Below are 19625 nucleotides of genomic sequence, written 5' to 3' on the forward strand. Positions count from 1 at the left end.
CTGCCCAACAAGGGATCTTGGTAAACCCCGGGTTCACGTTCCCGGCCAAACCCGAGCGTATCCCCAGGTCAGCGCCTTTCGGCACGGCCAGTGGATCAGCCTCGCGCCGGGCGGGTCAGCCCCGCCCGGTGCCGCCCGGCTGCGGTGCCGTCCAGCCCGGCCCGGTGTCGCTCAGCTCCGGCCGGCGCCGCCGCCGGCGAAGACCAACCGGAGCAGGCGGTCGTCCTCCGGCTGCGGGTCGCCCCGCCCGTCGTGGTTGGAGGTGCTCACCCAGAGCGAGCCGTCCGGGGCGGCGGCCACCGCCCGCAGCCGACCGTACCGGCCGGTGAGCAGCTCCCGGGGCTGACCGAGGACCGTACCGGAGTCGGTCAGCTCGACCAGCCAGAGCCGCTCCCCGCGCAGGCAGGCGGCGGCCAGCAGCCGTTCCACCACCGCCGCGCCCGAGCAGGACGCCTCACCGGTGCCCCACTGCACGATCGGGTCACGGTAGCGGCGGTCGCCGGCCTTCCCCTCCACCTCCGGCCAGCCGTAGTTGCCGCCCTTGGTGATCAGGTTGACCTCGTCCCAGGTGTTCTGGCCGAACTCCACCCCGTACATGCGCTTGCCGGCGTCCCAGGCGATGCCCTGCACGTTCCGGTGCCCGTACGACCAGACCGGGGAGTTCGGGAACGGGTTGCCGGGAGCAGGCTTGCCGTCCGGGGTGATCCGGAGGATCTTGCCACCGAGGCTCTCGAGGTCCTGGGACAGCGGACGGTTGCCGCCGTCGCCGGTGCTGGCGTAGAGGAAGCCGTCTGGGCCGAAGGCCAGCCCGCCGCCGTTGTGGATGCCGGCCACCGGGATGCCGGTCAGGACGGGTGTCGGCGTGCCGCCGAGGGTGAACCGGACGATCCGGTTGTCCCGCTCGGTGGAGTAGTACGCGAAGACCGTCTTGTCGGTGGCGTAGCCGGGGGAGACGGCGATGCCGAGCAGACCACCCTCGCCGGACGCCTCGACGTCGGCGATGGTCTGCACCGGGGTCACCGTCAGCCCGTCCGGCCCGGACGTCGGCCCGACCTGGAGGATCCGGCCGTTGTCCCGCTCGGTGACCAGGGCCCCGCCGTCGGGCAGGAAGGCGATCGCCCACGGCACCCGTAGCCCCTTGGCCAGCACCGTGGTCACCACCTGCTGCCCGGCGTCCGCGTCGGCGCTGGCCGAAGGGGTGGGCAGGTTCGGCGGTTCGCCGGCCGGATCCGGCTCCGGTTCACCGAGACTGCAACCGGCGGTGGCCAGCAGCAGGGCCGTGGCGGAGGCCGCCGCCGTCGTGCGGAGGCGGCCGATGCGGGAGTACGGGGGACGGACGCTCACCCGGACCACCCTAGCCGTTCGGCGGCACCACCCCCCGGGGCCGACAACGGACAGTCGGGACTCGCCCCGGGCCGGTTCGGCGAGGTCCGCGTGACACACCCCGAGAAAGACGGATATGTCATCCGGTACCACCCGGATGCCGTGCGAGACTGCCAGCCATGGTGATCACCGACCAGCCGGCACATGGCCCCGTACCGGTCGGCCTGCCGGCCCGGCGTCGGATGCTCACCCCCGGCCGGGTCGCGGTCGGTCTCGGCGCGCTGGGGGTCGGCTACCGGCTGGCGATGCTGCTGGCCGAACTGCCCCCGACCAACAGCGACGAGGCGGTCAGCGGGCTGGTCGCCACGCACGTCGCGCAGGGCCGCGAGTTCCCGCTGTTCTTCTACGGTCAGTACTACATGGGGGCGCTGGAGGCGTACCTGGCAGCGCCGCTGTTCGCCCTCGGCGGCTCCGGCACGCTCGCGCTGCGGCTGCCGAACCTGCTGCTCTACGCGCTGTTCCTGGCCCTGATGTGGCAGCTCACCCACCGGTTGTACCAGCCGTGGTTCGCCACCGCCGTGGTCGGTCTGCTCGCCCTGGGCTCCGACCGGATCCTGAAGAACCAGTTGATCGCCGGGGGCGGCTACCCGGAGATGAACCCGGCCGGCGCGCTGCTGGTCCTGCTGGCGGTCACCCTCGGCCTCGGCACGGTACGCCGCCGCCGGCTCGCCCTCGCCGGCTTCGGTGTGGTCGCCGGCCTCACCCTCTGGGACGACTGGCTGGTCCTGCCGTACGTGGCCGCCGCCGGGGTGCTGCTGGTCGCCGGCACCCGCCGCACACCGGCCGGTCGGGACGGCGTGCCACCGGCCCGTCCGGCCCGTCCGGGCCGTCTGGCGTTGGCCGCTCTGGGCCGTGTGGCGTTGGCCGGTCGGGGGCGTCGCGGGCTCCTCGGTGGGGAGGGTGTGGCGTTGGCCGCCGGTCTCGCCGTCGGCCTGCTGCCGATCGTGGCGCACAATCTCACCGCCGCCCCCGAGCACCGCTCACTCGCCGTCTACCGGCAGCTCGGCGAGGGCACGGCGGGCGAATGGGCGGACCGGCTGCACGGCGGCGTGCTGCTCGGACTGTCGATGGGGACCAGCTTCTGCGCCCCCGGACGGTGCGCCGACTGGCAGCTCTGGTGGGGCGTGCTGGCCCCGCTGCTGCTGGTGGTGGCCGGGCTGGTCGCCCTGCGGGCGCGCTGGGCGCTGCGTCCGACCCGCTGGCCGGGGGACGTGGCCCGCGCCGAACGGATCCGGCAGGGCGGGCGGCTCGCGCTGGTCGGGGCGGCGGCGGTGAGCCTGCTCGCGTACGCGGTCAGCGCCGCCGCCGGCCGGACCCCGGTGGAGAGTTCCCGGTACCTCTCCTGCCTGCTCATCTCGCTGCCGGCGCTGCTCTGGCCGCTGTGGGCGGCGGCGGCCGGCCGGCTCCCCGCCGGCCGCCTCCGGATCGGGCGGTACCGTGCCGGGCTGCGGCTCGCCGGGTCGGGCGGGCTGGCGGCGGTGGCGGCCGGCGCGCTGTGGGCGACCGGGACGCTGATCGCCGAGGCGCCCACCCTGACCCGCGCCGACCAGCAGCGACGCGGACTGGTCGCCGAGCTGGACCGGCTCGGCGTACGGCACTTTTACGCCGAGTACTGGACCTGCAATCCGGTCGTCTTCGCCACCCGGGAACGGCTGGCCTGCGCGGTGCTCCGGGACGACCTGCGGCCCGGCTGGGACCGGTACCCCGCGTACCCGGCCCGGGTGGCCCGCGCCGACCGGGTGGCGTACGTGCTGCCGGCCGGCACCGGGTTGAGCCGGGCGGTCGGCGAGCGGCTGGCCGCCACCGGCGTACCGGTGACCCGGACCACCGTGCCCGGCTACGACGTCTACCTGCCGGCCGTCCCGGTCCGCCCACCGCTGCGCTGACGGCCGCTCCGCCGACGGCTATCGTCGGCGGGCGTGAAGGTATGGATTCCGCACGAGACCGGCCGCGCCCTCCTCGGCGACCTGCCCGGGGCCACCGTCGAGGTGGCCGAGGACCCGGAGCGGCTGCCGTCCGACCCGGCCGGGGTACGGCTCTGGGTGCCCCCGTTCCTGGCCGGCCCGGACGTGACCGCGTTGGCGGCCAAACTGCCCGACCTCGAGGTGGTGCAGCTGCTCAGCGCCGGGGCGGACGCCTGGGTCGGCCGGCTGCCCGCCGGGGTGACCCTCTGCGACGCCCGGGGCGTGCACGACTCGGCCACCGCCGAGTGGGTGGTCACCGCGATCCTGTCCCGGCTGCGCGGCTTCGACACGCTGGCCCGCGCGCAGGGCCGACGTGAGTGGGCGTACGACGGGGTGGCCCCGACCGACGAACTGGCCGGCAAGCGGGTGCTGATCGTCGGGGCCGGTTCGATCGGCGCGGCGCTGCGGGCCCGGCTGGTGCCCTTCGAGGTGAGCGTCACCCTGGTCGCCCGGACGGCCCGCCCCGAGCAGGGCGTGCACGGCGTCGACGCGCTGCCCGCCCTGCTGCCGGAGGCGGACGTGGTGGTGCTGCTGGTGCCGCTGACCGAGGAGACCCGGGGCCTGGTCGACGCGGACTTCCTCGCCGCCATGCCGGACGGCGCGCTGCTGGTCAACGCGGCCCGGGGGCCGGTGGCCCGGACCGACGCGCTGCTGGCGGAGCTGCGTACCGGCCGGATCGCGGCGGCCCTGGACGTCACCGATCCGGAGCCGTTGCCGGCCGACCATCCGCTGTGGGAGCTGCCCAACGTGCTGATCACCCCGCACGTGGCCGGCTCGGTACGCGGCCTGTTGCCCCGGGCGTACCGGCTGGTGGCCGAGCAGTGGGACCGCCTCGCGGCGGGCCGCCCGCTGGCCAACGTGGTGACCGACGGCTACTGATCCGCCTGGTCCTGGCCGGCGGTCAGCGGCTGGCCGGTGACCGCGACGAGCTGGGGCAGGTCGGTGCCGCGTACCGCCGGCAGGAGCACCTGCCCGCCGTCGTCGAGCCGGGCGACGGCCCGGCCCCTCGGGTCGACGGCCAGCGACACGATCCGCTCCCAGGGCAGCCGACGCTGCCCGAGCAGGGCCCGGACGCGTACCTCGCGCCGGTCCACGTCGGTGCCGGCCCGCCACGACCAGACCAGGATCGCCAGGGGGACGAGCAGCACCGGGGCGAGATACCACCGGGCGTTCGCCACCGGGAGCGCGCCGATGAACGCGACGATCGCCGCGGCCACGATGGCCTGGCTGTGCCGGAAACGGATGGTGTCGGGGCGGCTCACCCTTCGATGATCCCACCTCCCACCGGTGGACCTCCGTCGCGGGGGCGACCCCGGGACCGGGCGGTGACCGGGCTCACGTTCGCGGGCCGTAACCGGACCGGTGACCGGTTCGTTTCCGAGACACAGGTGTACCGGTTTCACGTCCGGCGCACCGCCCACCACCCGGAGGCGACCCGTGTCCGTCGCGAACCCGTCCCGCAGCTCACCCCCACCCCCGGAGTCCACCGTCCGCCGCGTCGTGCCCGGCGGTGGCGTGGCCGGTCTGGTGCCCGCCCTGGCGGTGCCGGTGGCCGACGCGGTCAGCCTCGGCCTCAGTCTGCTCTTCGCCGGCTGGCTGCTCCTGCCGACGGGTGAGGTGCCGGTCCCGGTCCGGGCGGCGTCGCTGGTCGCCGTCGCCGGGGCCGCGGCGGTCCTGGCCACCGGGGCGCGCCGGCTGGCCCGGCCGGACCGGGCCGGCCCGCCGCCGATCTGGCCCCGGGTCACCGCGCCGGCCGCGATCGCCATGCTGGCCGCCGGGTACCACCTCGCGCGGAGCGGGGAGTTCGAACGGACCACCATCGCCCTCGGTTTGGCGGTGATCCCGCCCCTGGTGTTCCGGGAGGTGCTCACCGCCGCCGACAACCGCCGGTACGCCGGCCGGCTCGCCGCCCAGGAGGCCCGGTTCCGGTCCCTGGTCTCCGGCGGACACGACCTGATCGTGCTGCTCGACGACGAGCAGCGGGTGCGCTGGCAGTCGCCGGCGGCGGCCCGGCTGTTCGGACTGGACGACCTGCACGTGCTCGGCCGGTCCTTCGCCACCCTGCTGCACCCGGACGACGCGCCCCGGGCCGAGTCGCTGCTGGCGGCGGTCCGGGCCGGGCAGCCGGTCGGGCTGCTCGCCGCCCGGATGCACGACGGGCGGGGCGTCTGGCGGGAAACCGAGTCGACGGTCAGCGACCAGCGGCAGGTGCCCGAGGTGGCGGCGGTGGTGCTCTACGTCCGGGACGTCGGCGAGCGGCGTCGACTGGAACGGACGGTACGGCAGCTCGCCGTCACCGACCAGCTCACCGGGCTGGCGAACCGTGGCGAACTGCGCCGGGCGCTGACCGCCCGCCCGGCGGGACAGCCGGCCACCCTGCTGGTGCTGGACCTGCACGGCCTGTCCGAGGTGAACGACGGGCGCGGGCAGGCCGTCGGCGACCACGTGCTGGTGGAGGTGGCCCGGCGGCTGTGCGCCAGCGCCGGCCCGGACGACCTGGTCGCCCGGCTGGCCGGGGACGAGTTCGCGGTGCTCGCCGAGGGCGGTTCGGTGCTGGCGTACGCGCTGGCCACCCGGCTGCTCACCGTGCTCACCGAGCCGTACCGGCTGCCCGGTTCGCAGGTCCGCCTGGAGGTGAGCATCGGGTTGGCCGACACCGACACCGGCGGCGGTACCGACGAGGTGCTGAGCCAGGCGGACCTGGCCCGGCGGCGGGCCGGCCAGCTCGGCCGCAACCGGGTCGAGTGGTACGACGTGGTCCTGGAGGAGCAGTTGGCGCGCCGGATCGCCCTGGAGCGGGAGCTGCCCGGTGCGGTGGTCCGGGGCGAGTTGGACCTGGTCTACCAGCCGGTGCTCCGGCTGGCCGACCGGCTCCCGGTGGGCACCGAGGCGCTGCTGCGCTGGCGTAGTCCGCTGCTGGGCACCGTACTCCCGGCCGAGGTGCTGCCGGTCGCGGTGGAGCTGGGGCTGTTGCCGGAGGTGAGCCGGTGGGTGCTGGACCGGGCCTGCCGGCAACTGGCCGCCTGGTCGGTCACGAACCCGGACCTGTGGATGTCGGTCAACGTCAGCCCGGCCGAGCTGACCGCGCCGGACTTCGTGTCCGGGGTGGCGGCGGCGCTCACCCGGCACGGGTTGCCGGCGGGCCGGCTGGTGGTCGAGGTGACCGAGGTGACCGAGGCGGGCGTCGCCGTCGACCCGCAGGCGGTGGCGCTCCGGTTGGCGGCGCTGCGGTCGCTGGGCGTCCGGACGGCCCTGGACGCCGTCGCCGCCGGGCGGGTCTCGTTGCGCCGGCTACGGGAGCTGCCGCTGGACCTGGTGAAGATCGGCCCACGGCTGGTCGGCGACGGGCCGGAACGCTCGCTGGCCGACGTGGTGGTGAACCTGGGCCGGCGGCTCGGCCTGGAGGTGGTGGCCGACGGGCTGGAGTCGGCCGGCCAGGTCGTCCGGGCGCAGCGGTCCGGCTGCCTGCTCGGGCAGGGGTTCGCGCTGTCCCGGCCGGCCACCGCCGAGCGGGTCGAGGCGTTCCTGGAGGAGTACCCGTCCCCGGGCGCGTTCGCCTGACCTGCGGCGCGCGGCTCCACCGGCGGCTGCGGCCCGCGTGGGTCCACCGGCGGCTGCGGCTGTACCCGCCACCGGCGGCTGTGCGGACGTGCCGGTCCAGGGGCGGTCGGTTCAGCGTTCCCGGGGCGGGGCGGTGCTGCCCCGGGGCGGGGCGGTGCTGCCCCGGGGTGTCAGGTGCGCGGTCTCGTCCTGGAGGGTGCCCACCGGCTCGCCGGCGATGGCGGCCAACAGGTGCCGGGCGGCCTGCGCGCCGTACGCGGGGATGTCCCGGCCGAGCGCGGTCAGCGGCGGGTGGACGAGCTGGCAGAGCGGGGAGTCGTCCCAGGCCACGATGGAGAGGTCACCGGGGACAGCGAGGCCCATCTCCTGCGCCACCGAGAGCCCGGCGATCGCCATCACGTCGTTGTCGTAGATGACCGCGCTGGGCCGGTTGGGGGAGCTGAGCAGCCGTCGGGTGGCGCGGGCGCCCTCCTCGCCGCTGTAGTCGGACGGGACGGTCACCGCGCCGGCCAGGCCGAGGTCCCGGCAGACCCGCTCGAACGCCTCGGTGCGCAGCCGGGTGTGCAGCAGCTCGGGCAGGCCGCCCACCCGGGCGATCCGCCGGTGTCCGAGAGCGACCAGGTACTCCACCGTCTCGACCAGGGCGGCGGCGTCGTCGGACCAGACGCTGGCGAGCGTGCCGGTGTGTCCCGGTCCGCCGATCACCACCGCCGGCAGGCGCAGTTCCTCCAGTACCGGCACCCGGGCGTCGTCGAGCCGCAGGTCGCAGACGAACACGCCGTCGACCCGCCGTTCGGCCCACCAGCGCCGGTAGACCGCGATCTCGGCGGCCTGGTCGGCCACCACCTGGAGGGTCAGCGCGTACGACCGGGCGGAGAGTTCGGCCTCGACACCGCTGATCAGCTCCATGAAGAACGGCTCGATGCCGAGTATTCGGGCGGGGCGGCACAGGGCCAGCCCGACGGCCTTGGCGGTGGCCCCGGAGAGGGCGCGGGCGGCGCTGCTGGGACTGAAACCGATCTCCTCGGCGATGGCGAGGATGCGCCGCCGGGTGGCTTCGGAGACGCCGGGTTGCCCGTTGAGGGCGTACGACACCGCGCCCTTGGAGACCCCGGCCCGCCGGGCGACGTCGGCGATGGTCGGCCGCTTCACCGGCGGGCTCCTCCACTGTCGGTCTGACGCCGGGTGTGCGCCCCGGCGTGCTCACGCTACTGCAGGCGTTCGGACCGGCGCGTCGGGCACCGGCCACTTGCCCGGTTAAGCGCCCCGGTCCGGCAGCCCGTGGGCGCGCTCCCACCTGCGCGTTGGAGCGTTCCATTACGCAGTTTCGGGCGCGACTGGCGCGGCGATGACCAGCGGGTAAACCTGATCTTCATCCATCGTTGACAGCCCCGAAACCGAACCGTACGGTGGCCTCACTTATCCGGTTCAGTCAACGACTCTCGATGTTCGGGAGCGTTCCCATAGATGCGCGGAGGATGGCATGAAACAGTCCTGGTCCCGCTTGGCCCGGGTCCTCTCGGCAGGCGCGGTCAGCCTGGCCATGGTCGCGGCGTGCAGCGGCAACAGCGGTGGCGGCGACTCGACCTCCGGCGGCGACGTCACCCTGAAGATCAACTTCTGGGGTGACTTCGGGCTCGACGAGCTGAAGTCGAAGTACGAGTCCGCCAACCCGAACGTGAAGATCGTGCTGAACACCGGCGAGTACAACGCCCAGCACGAGGACCTCCAGAAGAAGCTGATCGCCGGCAACGGCGCGCCCGACATCGCCGCCATCGACGAGGGCTTCGTGGTCCAGTTCCGGGGCCAGGCCGACAAGTTCGTCAACCTGCTCGACAAGGGCGCGGGCAAGTACGAGCAGAACTACCTGCCGTGGAAGTGGAAGCAGACCCTCACCCCGGACGGCAAGACCCAGATCGGCCTCGGCACCGACGTGGGCGGCCTGGCCATGTGCTACCGCACCGACCTGTTCAAGGCGGCCGGGCTGCCCACCGACCGGGACCAGGTCTCCGCGCTCTGGCCCACCTGGGACGCCTTCATCCAGACCGGCCAGCAGTACGTCGCGAAGAGCGGCGGCAAGAAGTTCGTCGACGCCGCCACCAACATCTTCAACCCGGTCCTCGGCCAGCAGCCGGTCGGCTTCTACGACGAGTCGGACACGCTGAAGATGGACGGCGGCCCGAGGGTCGCGTTCGACGTCGCCGCGAAGGCCATCGCCGCGAACCTGTCGGCCAACCTCACCGCCTTCTCGCCGGAGTGGAACGCCGGCTTCGTCAAGGGCAACTTCGCCGTACTGGCCTGCCCGGCCTGGATGCAGGGGCACATCAAGAACACCGCCCCGCAGACCGAGGGCAAGTGGGACGTGGCCGCCATCCCCGGTGGCGGCGGCAACTGGGGTGGCTCCTTCCTGACCATCCCCAAGCAGGGCAAGAACGTCGACGAGGCGTACAAGTTCCTGGAGTGGCTGATCCAGCCGGAGCAGCAGATCGAGATCTTCAAGCAGGTCGGTAACCTGCCGTCCCAGCCGGCGCTCTACCAGGACCCGGCGATCAAGGACTTCACCAACCCGTTCTTCAGCAACGCGCCGGTCGGGCAGATCTTCTCCAAGACGGCGGAGAACCTCACCCCGCAGTACCTGGGCAAGAAGAACGGCCCGACCCGGGTGGCGGTGGAGAACGTCCTCGGCCGACTGTCCACCGGCAACCTGAAGGGCAAGCCCGACCAGGCATGGACCGAGGCGGTCAAGGAAGCCGAGAAGGCCGCGACGTCCTGACGACCGTACGCCGGTGAGCCGGCCGGTGGGGCGTACCCGTCGGGGTGCGCCCCACCGACGCCGTGCACACCGCCTGCGGCCCCACCGCCGCCGGTCGACCGTCGGTCCCCGAGTCCTGGAGGTCCCCCCGATGTCCCCCACCCGCGCCGCCCCCACGGCGCCCCGACCCGGCCCCGCCGCCGGGCCCGGAACCGACCCGCAGCGCCGGCCGTCGGCCTGGCGCGACCGGTGGTACCGGTTCGACGTGCGCTACCTGCCGTACCTGCTGATCGCGCCGTTCTTCCTGCTGTTCGCGGTCTTCGGGCTGTTCCCGATCGTCTTCAACGGGATCGTGGCGCTGCGGACCTGGCGGCTCGACGACCCGACCCTGGACGGCTGGGCCGGCGGGGAGAACTTCTCCCGCCTGCTCGGCGACGGCGACTTCTGGAACGCGCTCTACAACACCTTCGGCATCTTCCTGCTGTCCACCGTGCCGCAGTTGCTGCTCGCCCTGGTGGTCGCCTCGCTGCTGAACCGGAAACTGCGCGCGCAGACCTGGTTCCGGGTGGGGGTGCTGCTGCCGTACATCACCCCGGTGACCGCCTCCACGCTGATCTTCACGGTGGTGTTCGCCCGGGACACCGGCATCGCGAACTGGGCGCTGTCGCTGCTCGGCATCGGGGAGACCGAGCCGATCGACTGGCGGGCCTCGAAGTGGGCCTCCTGGATCGCCATCGCCACCATGGTCAACTGGAAGTGGATCGGCTACAACGCGCTGCTGTACCTGGCCGCGATGCAGTCCATCCCGCGCGACGTGTACGAGGCGGCGGCGGTGGACGGGGCCGGCCCGTGGCGGCAGCTGTGGCGGATCACCGTACCGATGATCCGGCCCGTGGTGATCTTCACGGTGGTGCTGTCCACCATCGGTGGCCTGCAACTGTTCACCGAGCCGATGCTCTTCGAGCCGAACTCCGCAGCGGCCACCGGCGGGGCGGACGGCGAGTGGCAGACCATCGCCCAGCTCATCTACAAGGTCGGCTGGCGGGACCTCAACCTCGGCTACGCGGCGGCGATGTCCTGGGCGCTGTTCCTGGTCATCCTGATCGTCGCGGCCGTCAACGCGTTGATCACCAACCGCCTGGGCGGAGGTAAGCGATGACGACCCGGACCGGGCCCGCGGGCCCTGCGGTCACGAAACGGCGGACGGTACGGGCGAAGGACTCCCGGCGTACGGCGGCGCTGATGGGCCGCGCCCCGCAGAACATGCCCGGCAGCTTCTGGAACTACCTCTTCCTCAGTGTCGTGATCGCCTTTTCGGCGTTCCCGCTGTACTGGATGTTCGTCATCGCCACCAACACCGACGAGGCGCTGGCGAAGATCCCGCCGCAGGTGGTGCCGGGCGGGGAACTGGCGACGAACCTGCGGGAGGTCTTCTCCATGCAGGACGTGTTCTTCCTCCAGTCGCTCGGCAACAGCGTGATCGTGTCGTCCGTGGTGACCGCCTCGGTGCTGTTCTTCTGCTCGTTGGCCGGGTTCGCCTTCGCCAAGCTGCGGTTCAAGGGGCGGAACGCGCTGATGATCATGGTGATCCTCACCATGACCGTGCCCAACCAGCTCGGCGTGGTCGCCCTCTACATCCTGATGGGGTACATGCCCGGCGAGGGCGGCTGGAACGGCACCCTGCTCGCGGTGATCGTCCCCGGCCTGGTCACCGCGTTCGGCGTGTTCTACATGCGACAGTTCATCCTGGACGCGGTCCCCGACGAACTGGTCGAGGCGGCCCGGATCGACGGGGCCACCACCATTCGGATCTTCTGGAGCGTGGTGGTGCCGGCGGTCCGCCCGGCGATGGCCGTACTCGGCCTGCTCACCTTCGTCGCCACCTGGAACGAGTTCCAGTGGCCGCTGATCACCCTGGGCGGCACCGACTACCCGACCTCGATGGTCGCCCTGTCCGACCTGGCCAGCGGCAACTACGTCCTGTACCGGCGGGTACTGGCCGGTGCCCTGGTCGCCACCCTGCCGCTGCTGGTGATGCTGGTCATCGGCGGCCGGCAGATCGTCCGCGGAATCATGGAAGGTGCGGTGAAATCTTGAGCGAGGCACACGGGGGAGGACCTGCCCGGCAGGCCCTGCACGACGGCTGGACCCTGCGGGCGGTGCCCGACCCGGGAGTCCCCACGGAGGTGGCGGGGGCGGTCGTGCCCGCCACCGTCCCCGGCTGCGTGCACACCGACCTGCTCGCCGCCGGCCTGATCCCCGACCCCTACCTCGACGACAACGAGACGCGGCTGGCCTGGATCGGCCGCACCGACTGGGTGTACGAGACGACCTTCGACCGGCCGCCGGGGGAGCCGGACCGGCTCGACCTGGTCTGCGCCGGCCTCGACACGGTCGCCACGCTCACCCTCAACGGCGTCGAGGTCGGCCGGACCGAGAACATGCACCGGGGGTACCGGTTCGACGTGGCGGCCCTGCTGCGCGACGAGGACAACCACCTCGCCGTCCGGTTCGACTCCGCCTACCGGTACGCCGAAGCGCACCGGGACCGGCTCGGCGACCGGCCCAACGCGTACCCGGAGCCGTTCCACTTCATCCGCAAGATGGCCTGCAACTTCGGCTGGGACTGGGGGCCGACCCTGGTCACCGCCGGCATCTGGCAGGACATCGGCCTGCACGCCTGGTCCACCGCCCGGCTCGGCACGGTCCGTCCGCTGGTGACCGTCGCCGACGGCACCGGCACCGTCGAACTGCACGTCGAGATCGACCGCGCGTCCGACGGTCCGGCTGGCGGCGGCCTCCCGGCCCCCGGTGGTCCGGCCGGCGGCGGCGGTCCGGCCCCCGCCGATGTACCGGTGGTCGTGCGGGCCACGGTGGCCGGAGTGACCGGCGAAGTGGTCGTCCCGGCCGGGGGCCGCGTCGCCGTGCTCACCCTCACCGTCGACGACCCCGAGCTGTGGTGGCCCCGGGGGTACGGCGAGCCGCACCGGTACGACCTGGCGGTGACCCTGACCGGCCCGGACGGTACCCCGTTGGACACCTGGAGCCACCGGATCGGGTTCCGGTCGGTCCGGCTGGACACCGGAGCCGATCAGCACGGCTCGGCGTTCACCCTGGTCGTCAACGACGTGCCGGTCTTCGTCCGGGGCGTCAACTGGATCCCCGACGACGTGTTCCCGAACCGGGTCACCCGGGACCGGCTGGCCCACCGCTTCGACCAGGCGACCGGGGCGAACGTCAACCTGCTGCGGGTCTGGGGCGGTGGCCGGTACGAGTCGACGGACTTCTACGACCTCGCCGACGAACGTGGTCTCCTCGTCCAGCAGGACTTCCTGTTCGCCTGCGCCGCCTACCCGGAGGAGGAGCCGTTCGCCGGCGAGGTCGAGGCGGAGGCCCGGGAGCAGGTGGCCCGGCTGGCCGCCCATCCGTCGCTGGTGCTGTGGACCGGCAACAACGAGAACATCTGGGGCTGGCACGACTGGGACTGGCAGGACGCCCTCGCCGGGCGTACCTGGGGGCGGGGTTACTACCTGGACCTGCTGCCGAAGGTCGTCGCCGAACTCGACCCGACCCGCCCGTACTGGCCGGGCAGTCCGTGGTCGGGTTCCGACGACGTCCACCCCAACGACCCGGCGCACGGCACCACGCACATCTGGGACGTCTGGAACACCGACGACTACACGAAGTACCGGGAGTACCTGCCCCGGTTCGTGGCCGAGTTCGGCTACCAGGCCCCACCGGCGTACGCGACGCTGCGCCGGGCGCTCTCCGACGACCCGCTCGCCCCGGACTCGCCCGGCATGGCCCACCACCAGAAGGCCACCGACGGGGACCGCAAACTCCAGCGCGGGCTGGACGCGCACCTGCCGGTCCCGGCCGACTTCGACGAGTGGCACTACCTGACCCAGGTCAACCAGGCCCGGGCCATCGCGCTCGGGGTGGAGCACTTCCGGGCCCACCGGGGCGTCTGCATGGGCACCATCGTCTGGCAGCTCAACGACTGCTGGCCGGTCACCTCCTGGTCGGCGGTCGACGGGGACGGCCGCCGCAAACCGCTGTGGTACGCGCTGCGGCACGCGTACGCCGACCGGCTGCTCACCGTGCAGCCCCGCGACGGCGGGCTGGTGCTGGTGGCGGTGAACGACAGCCGGCAGCGGTGGCGGGCCACCGCCACCGTCACCCGGCACACCGTCACCGGGGAGTCCCGGGCCAAGACCGGGTACGACCTGGACGTGTCGCCCGGCGCGGTGCTGGAGTTGCCGCTGCCGCCGGATCTGGCGTCGCCCGAGGACGCCACCCGGGAGTTGCTGGTCGCCGAGGCCGGCGACACCGCCGAGCGGGCGCTGTGGTTCTTCGCCGAGGACCGGGACGTCCCCTGGCCGGCGGCGGCGTACGACAGCACGGTCACCCCGGTCGACGGGGGCGTACGGGTCCGGGTCACCGCCCGCACCGTGCTGCGTGACCTGACCCTGTTCCCGGACCGCCTCGACCCGGCCGCCGAGGTGGACCGCGCCCTGGTCACCCTGCTCCCCGGCGAGTCGGCGACCTTCACCGTCCGCACCGGACGGTCGCTCGATCCGGCCGCCCTCACCGCCCGCCCGGTGCTGCGTGCCGTCAACTGAACCGCCCGGAAGTCGTCAACCGAACCCCACGGAAGCCGTGGACTGAACCGCACGGAAGGGGATCCGCTCTGTCGCCTCGGGGCGCAGGGCGGATCCCCTTTCCCGTGTCCCGCTACTAGACGGCGCATAGTACCGGCAGTATTATGTGTCGCATGATACCGGCGGCGGGTGGGACGGACGATTCGGCCGAGCGGCAGGCCCAGCTCCTGCGCGGCTGTCTGGACATGTGCCTGCTGGCGTTGCTCGCCGCCGAGCCGGCGCACGGCTACGAGCTGGTCCACCGGCTCGACGCCGCCGGATTCGGCCCGGTCAGCTACGGCACCGTCTACCCCCTGATCACCCGCCTGCACCGGCTGGGGCTCGTCGCCAACGCGCGACAACCCAGCCCCAACGGGCCGCCCCGCAAGGTCTACCGGCTCACCGACACCGGCCACGACCGGCTGCGCGCCTGGCGTGAGCAGTGGTTCCAGTTCGCGGACGTGGTGAACGGAACCCTCGCCGTCCGGCCACCGAAACCAGGAGACGACCATGAGCACGTCCACACCGGCAGTTGACCGTCTTCTCGCCACGGCGGACCGCGAGTGGCGGGCCCTCGGCATCCGCCCCCACGACCGGGTGACTCTCGTCGCCGACCTGCGCACCGACCTCGAAGCGGCAGCCGCCGACGGACTCGACCCGGCACAACTCCTCGGCGCCGACCCCACCGCGTTCGCCCTGCGGGTCGCCGAGGAAGCCGGCCTGGAAGCCACCCCGCCCCGGTACGGCCCGGTGCTCGCCGTCGCCAGCACGGGCGCGCTGCTCTCCCTCGTCGCGGGATTCGCCCTGGCCGCCGGGCTGCACCAGGTGTTCGTGGCGCTGTTCGACCTGCCCCCGGACGTCCGCGTGCCGGTGTGGCTCGCCGGTGGCGTCTTCTACGGTGGCGTCGTGGCGGTCGTCGTCACCGGGGCCGCCCTCGCCGTCCGCGTCCTGCTCCGGGACACGCCCCGCATCCGGCACACCGCGACCCGGCTGGCCCTGCTGCTGCCGCCCGCCATCGCGGCCGGCGTCGCCGCCGCCGTCGCGTTCGGCTGGTGGCTGGAGTACCCGCTCACCCCGCTGGTGATCGGTACCGAGGCGGCGCTCGTCCTCGTCGCGTTCCTGGCGGCGACGGCGCTGGCCCGCCGCTGGTCCGTGACGGCGGCGGCGTGACGCTCGTCCGGTCGGTGCCGCGGGCCCGGTACCCCATCCGGTGAACTGATCGAACCGTTCGGAAGAGCCGGGACGGCAGCCCGTCGTCCCGGCTCTTGACATCACCTGATCCATGGACGAAAGTCGATCCCACTGGCAGAGGTGCGGCGGCGCGCTCCTTCCCCTCCCGAAGGCCCTCCCCGCGAAGGCCCGCTCCCCGGAAGGCACGGAACGCGATGTCGCCTGCGTACACCCGTCGTCACCTGCTCCGCCTCGGCGGCACCACCCTCGTGGTCGCCGGCACCACCGGATTCGCCCTGCCCGCCCTGGCCGCCAGCGCGGTCACCGCCGACCTGGTCGTCTACGGGGCCACCTCGGCCGGCATCGTCGCCGCCGTGCAGATGCGCCGGATGGGGCGTACCGCGATCGTCCTCGAACCCGGCGACCACGTCGGCGGCCTCACCACCGGCGGCCTCGGCTACACCGACAGCGGCACCAGCGCCTCCATCGGCGGCATCGCCGGCGAGTTCTACCGCCGGGTGCACGCCAGGTACCACGGCAACACCGTCACCCCCGACTCGCCGATGCGGCTGGTCTTCGAACCGCACGTGGCCGCCGAGGTCTTCGACGACCTGCTCGCCGAAGAGGGCGTGCCCGTCTACCTGGGCGTCCGGCTCACCTCGGTGACCAAGACCGGCAACCGGATCACCGCGCTCACCGCCGACAACGGGCAGACCTTCACCGGGCCGATGTTCGTCGACGCCACCTACGAGGGCGACCTGATGGCGCGGGCCGGCGTGGCGTACACCGTCGGCCGGGAGGCCAACACGGTGTACGGCGAGACCGTCAACGGGGTGCAACTCCGCAACGCGCACCAGTTCACTCTGCCCGTCGACCCGTACGTGGTGCCCGGCAACCCGGCCAGCGGCATCCTGCCCGGCATCTCCACCGCCCCGGTCGCGCCCAACGGCACCGGCGACGACCGCATCCAGGCGTACAACTTCCGGATGTGCCTGACCAGGGCGGCCGACCGGATCCCGTTCCCCAAGCCGGCCGGCTACGACCCGGCCGACTACGAGATCCTGCTCCGCTACGTGCAGGCCGGCTTCACCGGGCCGTTCTTCACCACCCAGGGCGTCGGCAACGGCAAGACCGACTCCAACAACCACGGCGCGTTCTCCACCGACTTCATCGGCGCCAACTACACCTACCCCACCGCCGGCCACGCCGCCCGGCAGAGCATCGTCGCCGACCACCGCACCTACCAGCAGGGCCTGATGTGGTTCCTGGCGAACGACCCCCGGCTCCCGGCGACCATCCGCACCGCCACCGCCGCCTGGGGCCTGGCCGCCGACGAGTTCACCGCCACCGGTGGCTGGCCGCCCCAGCTGTACGTCCGGGAGGCCCGCCGGATGGTGTCGGCGTACGTGATGACCGAGCGGGACTGCCGGGGCAGCGTACGGGCCGCCGACTCGGTCGGCCTGGCCAGCTACACCATGGACTCGCACAACTGCCAGCGGGTCGTCGTGAACGGGGTGGTCAAGAACGAGGGCGACGTGCAGGTCGGGGTGCCCGGCCCGTACCCGATCGCCTACCGCTCGATCGTGCCCACCGAGGCGCAGTGCGCCAACCTGTTCGTCCCGGTCTGCCTGTCGGCCAGCCACATCGCGTACGGCTCGATCCGGATGGAACCGGTCTTCATGATCCTCGCCCAGTCCGCGGCGACCGCCGCCAAACTGGCCCTGGACGCCGGCGGCGTGCCGGTGCAGCAGGTGAACGTCGCCGCCCTCCAGACCCGGCTGCGGCAGGACGGGCAGCACCTCCAGTGGCCGCCGGTCACCCCCGGCGAGATCATCCTCGACAACGCCGCCGCCTCGGTGACCCGGGGCGGCACCTGGCTCACCAGCACGGCCATCGCCGGCTACTACGGCGTCGACTACGAACACGACGGCAACACCGGCAAGGGCGTCAACCGGCTGCGGTTCACCCCGTCCCTGCCGGCCGCCGGCCCGTACGCGGTCAGCCTCCGCTGGACCGCCGACCCCAACCGGGCCAGCAACGTACCGGTCGACGTGGTGCACAGCGGCGGCGTCACCACCCGTACCGTCGACCAGCGCACCTCCGGCGGACAGTGGGTGCCGCTCGGCACGTACACCTTCGCGGCCGGCACGGCCGGCAGCGTGCTGATCCGCACCGACGGCACCGACGGGTACGTGGTCGCCGACGCCGCCCGTTTCGTCCCCGCCTGAGCGGGGCGGAGCGGGACCGACTGACGGGTCGGCTACGGGGCTGCCTGGCCGGGGCGGACCAGCCCGGTCTGGTAGGCGATGACGACCAGCTGCGCCCGGTCCCGGACGCCGAGCTTGGTCATGGCCCGGTTGACGTGGGTCTTGGCGGTCAGCGGCGAGAGGTACAGCCGGCCGGCGATCTCGTCGTTGGACAGCCCGTGCGCGACGAGCGTGAGCACCTCCCGTTCGCGTTCGGTGAGACCGTCGAGCGGGGCCGGCGTGGGCAGCGGACCGGGCGGCGGGGCCTGCGCCAGGAACCGGCCGACCAGGCTCGCGGTCGCCCGCGGCGAGAGCAGGGCCTCACCGGCGGCGACCACCCGGATGGCACGGACCAGGTCGGCCGGTTCGACCCCCTTGCCGAGGAAGCCGCTCGCGCCGGCCCGCAACGCGAACACCACGTTGTCGTCGTTCTCGAAGGTGGTGAGCACCAGGACCCGTACGCCGGCCAGGTCCTCGTCGGCGGCGATCAGCCGGGTCGCCTCGATACCGTCCAGCTCCGGCATCCGGATGTCCATCAGCACGACGTTTGCGCGGGTCGACCGGGCCTTCTCGACCGCCTCCCGGCCGTTGGCCGCCTCACCCACCACCTCGAGATCCGGCTCGGCACCGATGATCATGGAGAAGCCGGCCCGGATCAGGGCCTGGTCGTCGGCGAGCAGCACCCGGATCGTCATCACGACACCTCCCGGGGCGCCGGCAGTTCGGCATGCACCCGGAACCGGCCGTCGCCGTCGGGAACGACGGTCACCGTCCCACCCGCCGCCGAGGCGCGTTCCCGCATCCCGACCAGCCCGTAGCCGGGTTCGCTGTCCGGTTTCCGGGCCACCGGCACGTTCGTCACGTCGAGCAGGAGCCGGTCCGCCCCGTACGTCACCACCAGTAACGCCTCCCCCGTACCGTGCTTCTGGGCGTTGGTCAACGCCTCCTGGACGATCCGGTAAGCGGCCAGATCCACCACGGCGGGCAGCTCCCGGGCCGTACCGTGCTGCCGGTGCTCGACCCGCAACCCGGCGGCGGCGAACCCGTCCAACAGCTCCGACAGCCGGGCCAGGCCACGGGTCGGCCCGACGGCCACCTCCCGGTCGTCGGCACCGCGCAACACACCCACCACCGAGCCCAGTTCCTTGAGTACCGTGTCGGCGGCCCGCCGGATGTGGGCCAGCGCCGGGGCGACCGCCTCCGGCCGCGTGGACAGCACGTGCGCGGCGGCCCCGGCCTGGACGTTGATCACCGCGATGTGGTGGGCGACCACGTCGTGCAGTTCCCGGGCGATGCGCAGCCGCTCCTCGGCGACCCGACGGCGGGCCTCCTCCTCGCGGGTCTCCTCGGCACGTCGGGCCCGGGCCTCCACCTCGGCGACGTATGCCCGACGACTGCGCGCGGCGTCACCGAACGCCACCGCCGCGATCCACCACGCCGCCGTGCCCACGTTCTCCTGCGACCACCAGCCACCCGCGCCGAACACGCCCCCCACCAGGAACAGGACGGCCGCACACCCGCCGACCAGCAGCCACGTGCCCCGCCGGTCGGTGCGCGCCGCGAACGTGACGGTCACGATCACCCCGGTACCGATCACCAGCGGGTGCCGGTGCCCGGTGACGACCAGGAAGCCCGCCGAGACGGCGACCCCGAAGACCAGCATCGGCGCGGGCCACCGGCGACGCCCGGCCAGCATCACCAGCGTCGCGACGACCGCCACGACGTCCGCCCCGACGCCGGCCCGACCCGCGGTGTGCGCCGACTCCCGGTTCCCGCCGAGCAGTATCACCAGGCCCGGCACCGCCACCAGAGCCAGCCCCAGCAGCACGTCCACGATCCAGGGACGCTGACGCCCCCATGCCCGGACCGTGGCCCATCCCATGCTGGTCACCGTACGGGAGCAGGGGGC

General features: G+C 73.2%; 15 protein-coding genes. 10 read left to right on the plus strand and 5 right to left on the minus strand.

The genetic code is table 11. The features are described 5' to 3' along the window. Positions 1–171: 171 nt before the first annotated feature. Positions 172–1344 carry a PQQ-dependent sugar dehydrogenase gene (locus PVK37_RS13445; protein WP_275034268.1) on the minus strand — a complete coding sequence of 391 codons (1173 nt, stop codon included), beginning with the start codon at positions 1342–1344 and terminating at the stop codon, positions 172–174. A 221-nt stretch (positions 1345–1565) separates the two neighbouring features. On the opposite strand from PVK37_RS13445, the gene PVK37_RS13450 reads away from it, so the two are divergent. Next, on the plus strand, positions 1566–3269 hold the full coding sequence (locus tag PVK37_RS13450; protein ID WP_480212898.1) for a hypothetical protein: 1704 nt from the start codon (positions 1566–1568) through the stop codon (positions 3267–3269). Positions 3270–3302: 33 nt separating this feature from the next. Next, entirely contained in the window at positions 3303–4226 is a 924-nt protein-coding gene (locus PVK37_RS13455; RefSeq protein ID WP_275034270.1) for a 2-hydroxyacid dehydrogenase, read from the plus strand. Here the strand turns inward: PVK37_RS13455 and PVK37_RS13460 are convergent. Next, positions 4220–4609, minus strand: coding sequence for a PH domain-containing protein (locus PVK37_RS13460; RefSeq protein WP_275034271.1), 390 nt, complete (start codon positions 4607–4609; stop codon positions 4220–4222). The two genes, PVK37_RS13455 and PVK37_RS13460, sit on opposite strands and share 7 nt — an antisense overlap. Before the next feature lie 175 nt (positions 4610–4784). On the opposite strand from PVK37_RS13460, the gene PVK37_RS13465 reads away from it, so the two are divergent. Further along, positions 4785–6908: a putative bifunctional diguanylate cyclase/phosphodiesterase gene (locus PVK37_RS13465; protein WP_275034272.1), complete on the plus strand. Its 2124-nt coding sequence runs from the start codon at positions 4785–4787 to the stop codon at positions 6906–6908. Positions 6909–7019: 111 nt separating this feature from the next. Here the strand turns inward: PVK37_RS13465 and PVK37_RS13470 are convergent, their stop codons facing one another. Then, on the minus strand, positions 7020–8060 hold the full coding sequence (locus PVK37_RS13470) for a LacI family DNA-binding transcriptional regulator (RefSeq protein ID WP_275034273.1): 1041 nt from the start codon (positions 8058–8060) through the stop codon (positions 7020–7022). Between the two features lie 331 nt (positions 8061–8391). Between PVK37_RS13470 and PVK37_RS13475 the strand changes: the two genes are divergently transcribed. The 7 genes from PVK37_RS13475 to PVK37_RS13505 all read left to right on the plus strand — a co-directional run bounded on the left by PVK37_RS13475 (position 8392) and on the right by PVK37_RS13505 (position 17698). Then, on the plus strand, positions 8392–9681 hold the full coding sequence (locus tag PVK37_RS13475; RefSeq protein ID WP_275034274.1) for an ABC transporter substrate-binding protein: 1290 nt from the start codon (positions 8392–8394) through the stop codon (positions 9679–9681). A 130-nt stretch (positions 9682–9811) separates the two neighbouring features. Next, positions 9812–10819, plus strand: a complete 1008-nt coding sequence (locus PVK37_RS13480) for a carbohydrate ABC transporter permease (RefSeq protein ID WP_275034275.1) — start codon at positions 9812–9814, stop codon at positions 10817–10819. An 83-nt stretch (positions 10820–10902) separates the two neighbouring features. Continuing rightward, positions 10903–11757 (plus strand): carbohydrate ABC transporter permease, encoded by an 855-nt coding sequence (locus PVK37_RS13485; RefSeq protein ID WP_423791078.1) that lies wholly within the window; start codon positions 10903–10905, stop codon positions 11755–11757. Further along, entirely contained in the window at positions 11754–14282 is a 2529-nt protein-coding gene (locus PVK37_RS13490) for a glycoside hydrolase family 2 protein (RefSeq protein ID WP_275034276.1), read from the plus strand. Before PVK37_RS13485 ends, PVK37_RS13490 begins: the two co-directional genes overlap by 4 nt. Positions 14283–14434: 152 nt before the next feature. After that, positions 14435–14836 carry a PadR family transcriptional regulator gene (locus tag PVK37_RS13495; RefSeq protein ID WP_275034277.1) on the plus strand — a complete coding sequence of 134 codons (402 nt, stop codon included), beginning with the start codon at positions 14435–14437 and terminating at the stop codon, positions 14834–14836. Further along, positions 14811–15470 carry a hypothetical protein gene (locus PVK37_RS13500; protein WP_275034278.1) on the plus strand — a complete coding sequence of 220 codons (660 nt, stop codon included), beginning with the start codon at positions 14811–14813 and terminating at the stop codon, positions 15468–15470. The genes PVK37_RS13495 and PVK37_RS13500 overlap by 26 nt, the downstream gene beginning before the upstream one ends. Positions 15471–15685: 215 nt before the next feature. Next, a complete protein-coding gene (locus PVK37_RS13505) occupies positions 15686–17698 on the plus strand; it encodes an FAD-dependent oxidoreductase (protein WP_275034279.1) in 2013 nt (670 codons plus the stop codon). 32 nt (positions 17699–17730) lie between these two features. Here PVK37_RS13505 and PVK37_RS13510 read toward each other — a convergent pair whose 3' ends face one another. Continuing rightward, positions 17731–18411: a response regulator gene (locus PVK37_RS13510; protein ID WP_275034280.1), complete on the minus strand. Its 681-nt coding sequence runs from the start codon at positions 18409–18411 to the stop codon at positions 17731–17733. Then, positions 18411–19598: a sensor histidine kinase gene (locus PVK37_RS13515; protein WP_275034281.1), complete on the minus strand. Its 1188-nt coding sequence runs from the start codon at positions 19596–19598 to the stop codon at positions 18411–18413. The genes PVK37_RS13510 and PVK37_RS13515 overlap by 1 nt, the downstream gene beginning before the upstream one ends. Positions 19599–19625 lie beyond the last annotated feature (27 nt).

Source organism: Micromonospora cathayae (assembly GCF_028993575.1).
GTDB classification, from domain to species: domain Bacteria; phylum Actinomycetota; class Actinomycetes; order Mycobacteriales; family Micromonosporaceae; genus Micromonospora; species Micromonospora cathayae.

Excerpts from the sequence above, each read along its gene's own strand:
- PVK37_RS13450 (WP_480212898.1), top strand. The coding sequence starts at position 1,566 with ATGCTCACCCCCGGCCGGGTCGCGGTCGGTCTCGGCGCGCTGGGGGTC.
- PVK37_RS13475 (WP_275034274.1), top strand. The coding sequence starts at position 8,392 with ATGAAACAGTCCTGGTCCCGCTTGGCCCGGGTCCTCTCGGCAGGCGCG.
- PVK37_RS13480 (WP_275034275.1), top strand. The coding sequence starts at position 9,812 with ATGTCCCCCACCCGCGCCGCCCCCACGGCGCCCCGACCCGGCCCCGCC.
- PVK37_RS13485 (WP_423791078.1), top strand. The coding sequence starts at position 10,903 with ATGGGCCGCGCCCCGCAGAACATGCCCGGCAGCTTCTGGAACTACCTC.
- PVK37_RS13495 (WP_275034277.1), top strand. The coding sequence starts at position 14,435 with ATGATACCGGCGGCGGGTGGGACGGACGATTCGGCCGAGCGGCAGGCC.
- PVK37_RS13500 (WP_275034278.1), top strand. The coding sequence starts at position 14,811 with ATGAGCACGTCCACACCGGCAGTTGACCGTCTTCTCGCCACGGCGGAC.
- PVK37_RS13505 (WP_275034279.1), top strand. The coding sequence starts at position 15,686 with ATGTCGCCTGCGTACACCCGTCGTCACCTGCTCCGCCTCGGCGGCACC.
- PVK37_RS13510 (WP_275034280.1), bottom strand. The coding sequence starts at position 18,411 with ATGACGATCCGGGTGCTGCTCGCCGACGACCAGGCCCTGATCCGGGCC.
- PVK37_RS13515 (WP_275034281.1), bottom strand. The coding sequence starts at position 19,598 with ATGGGATGGGCCACGGTCCGGGCATGGGGGCGTCAGCGTCCCTGGATC.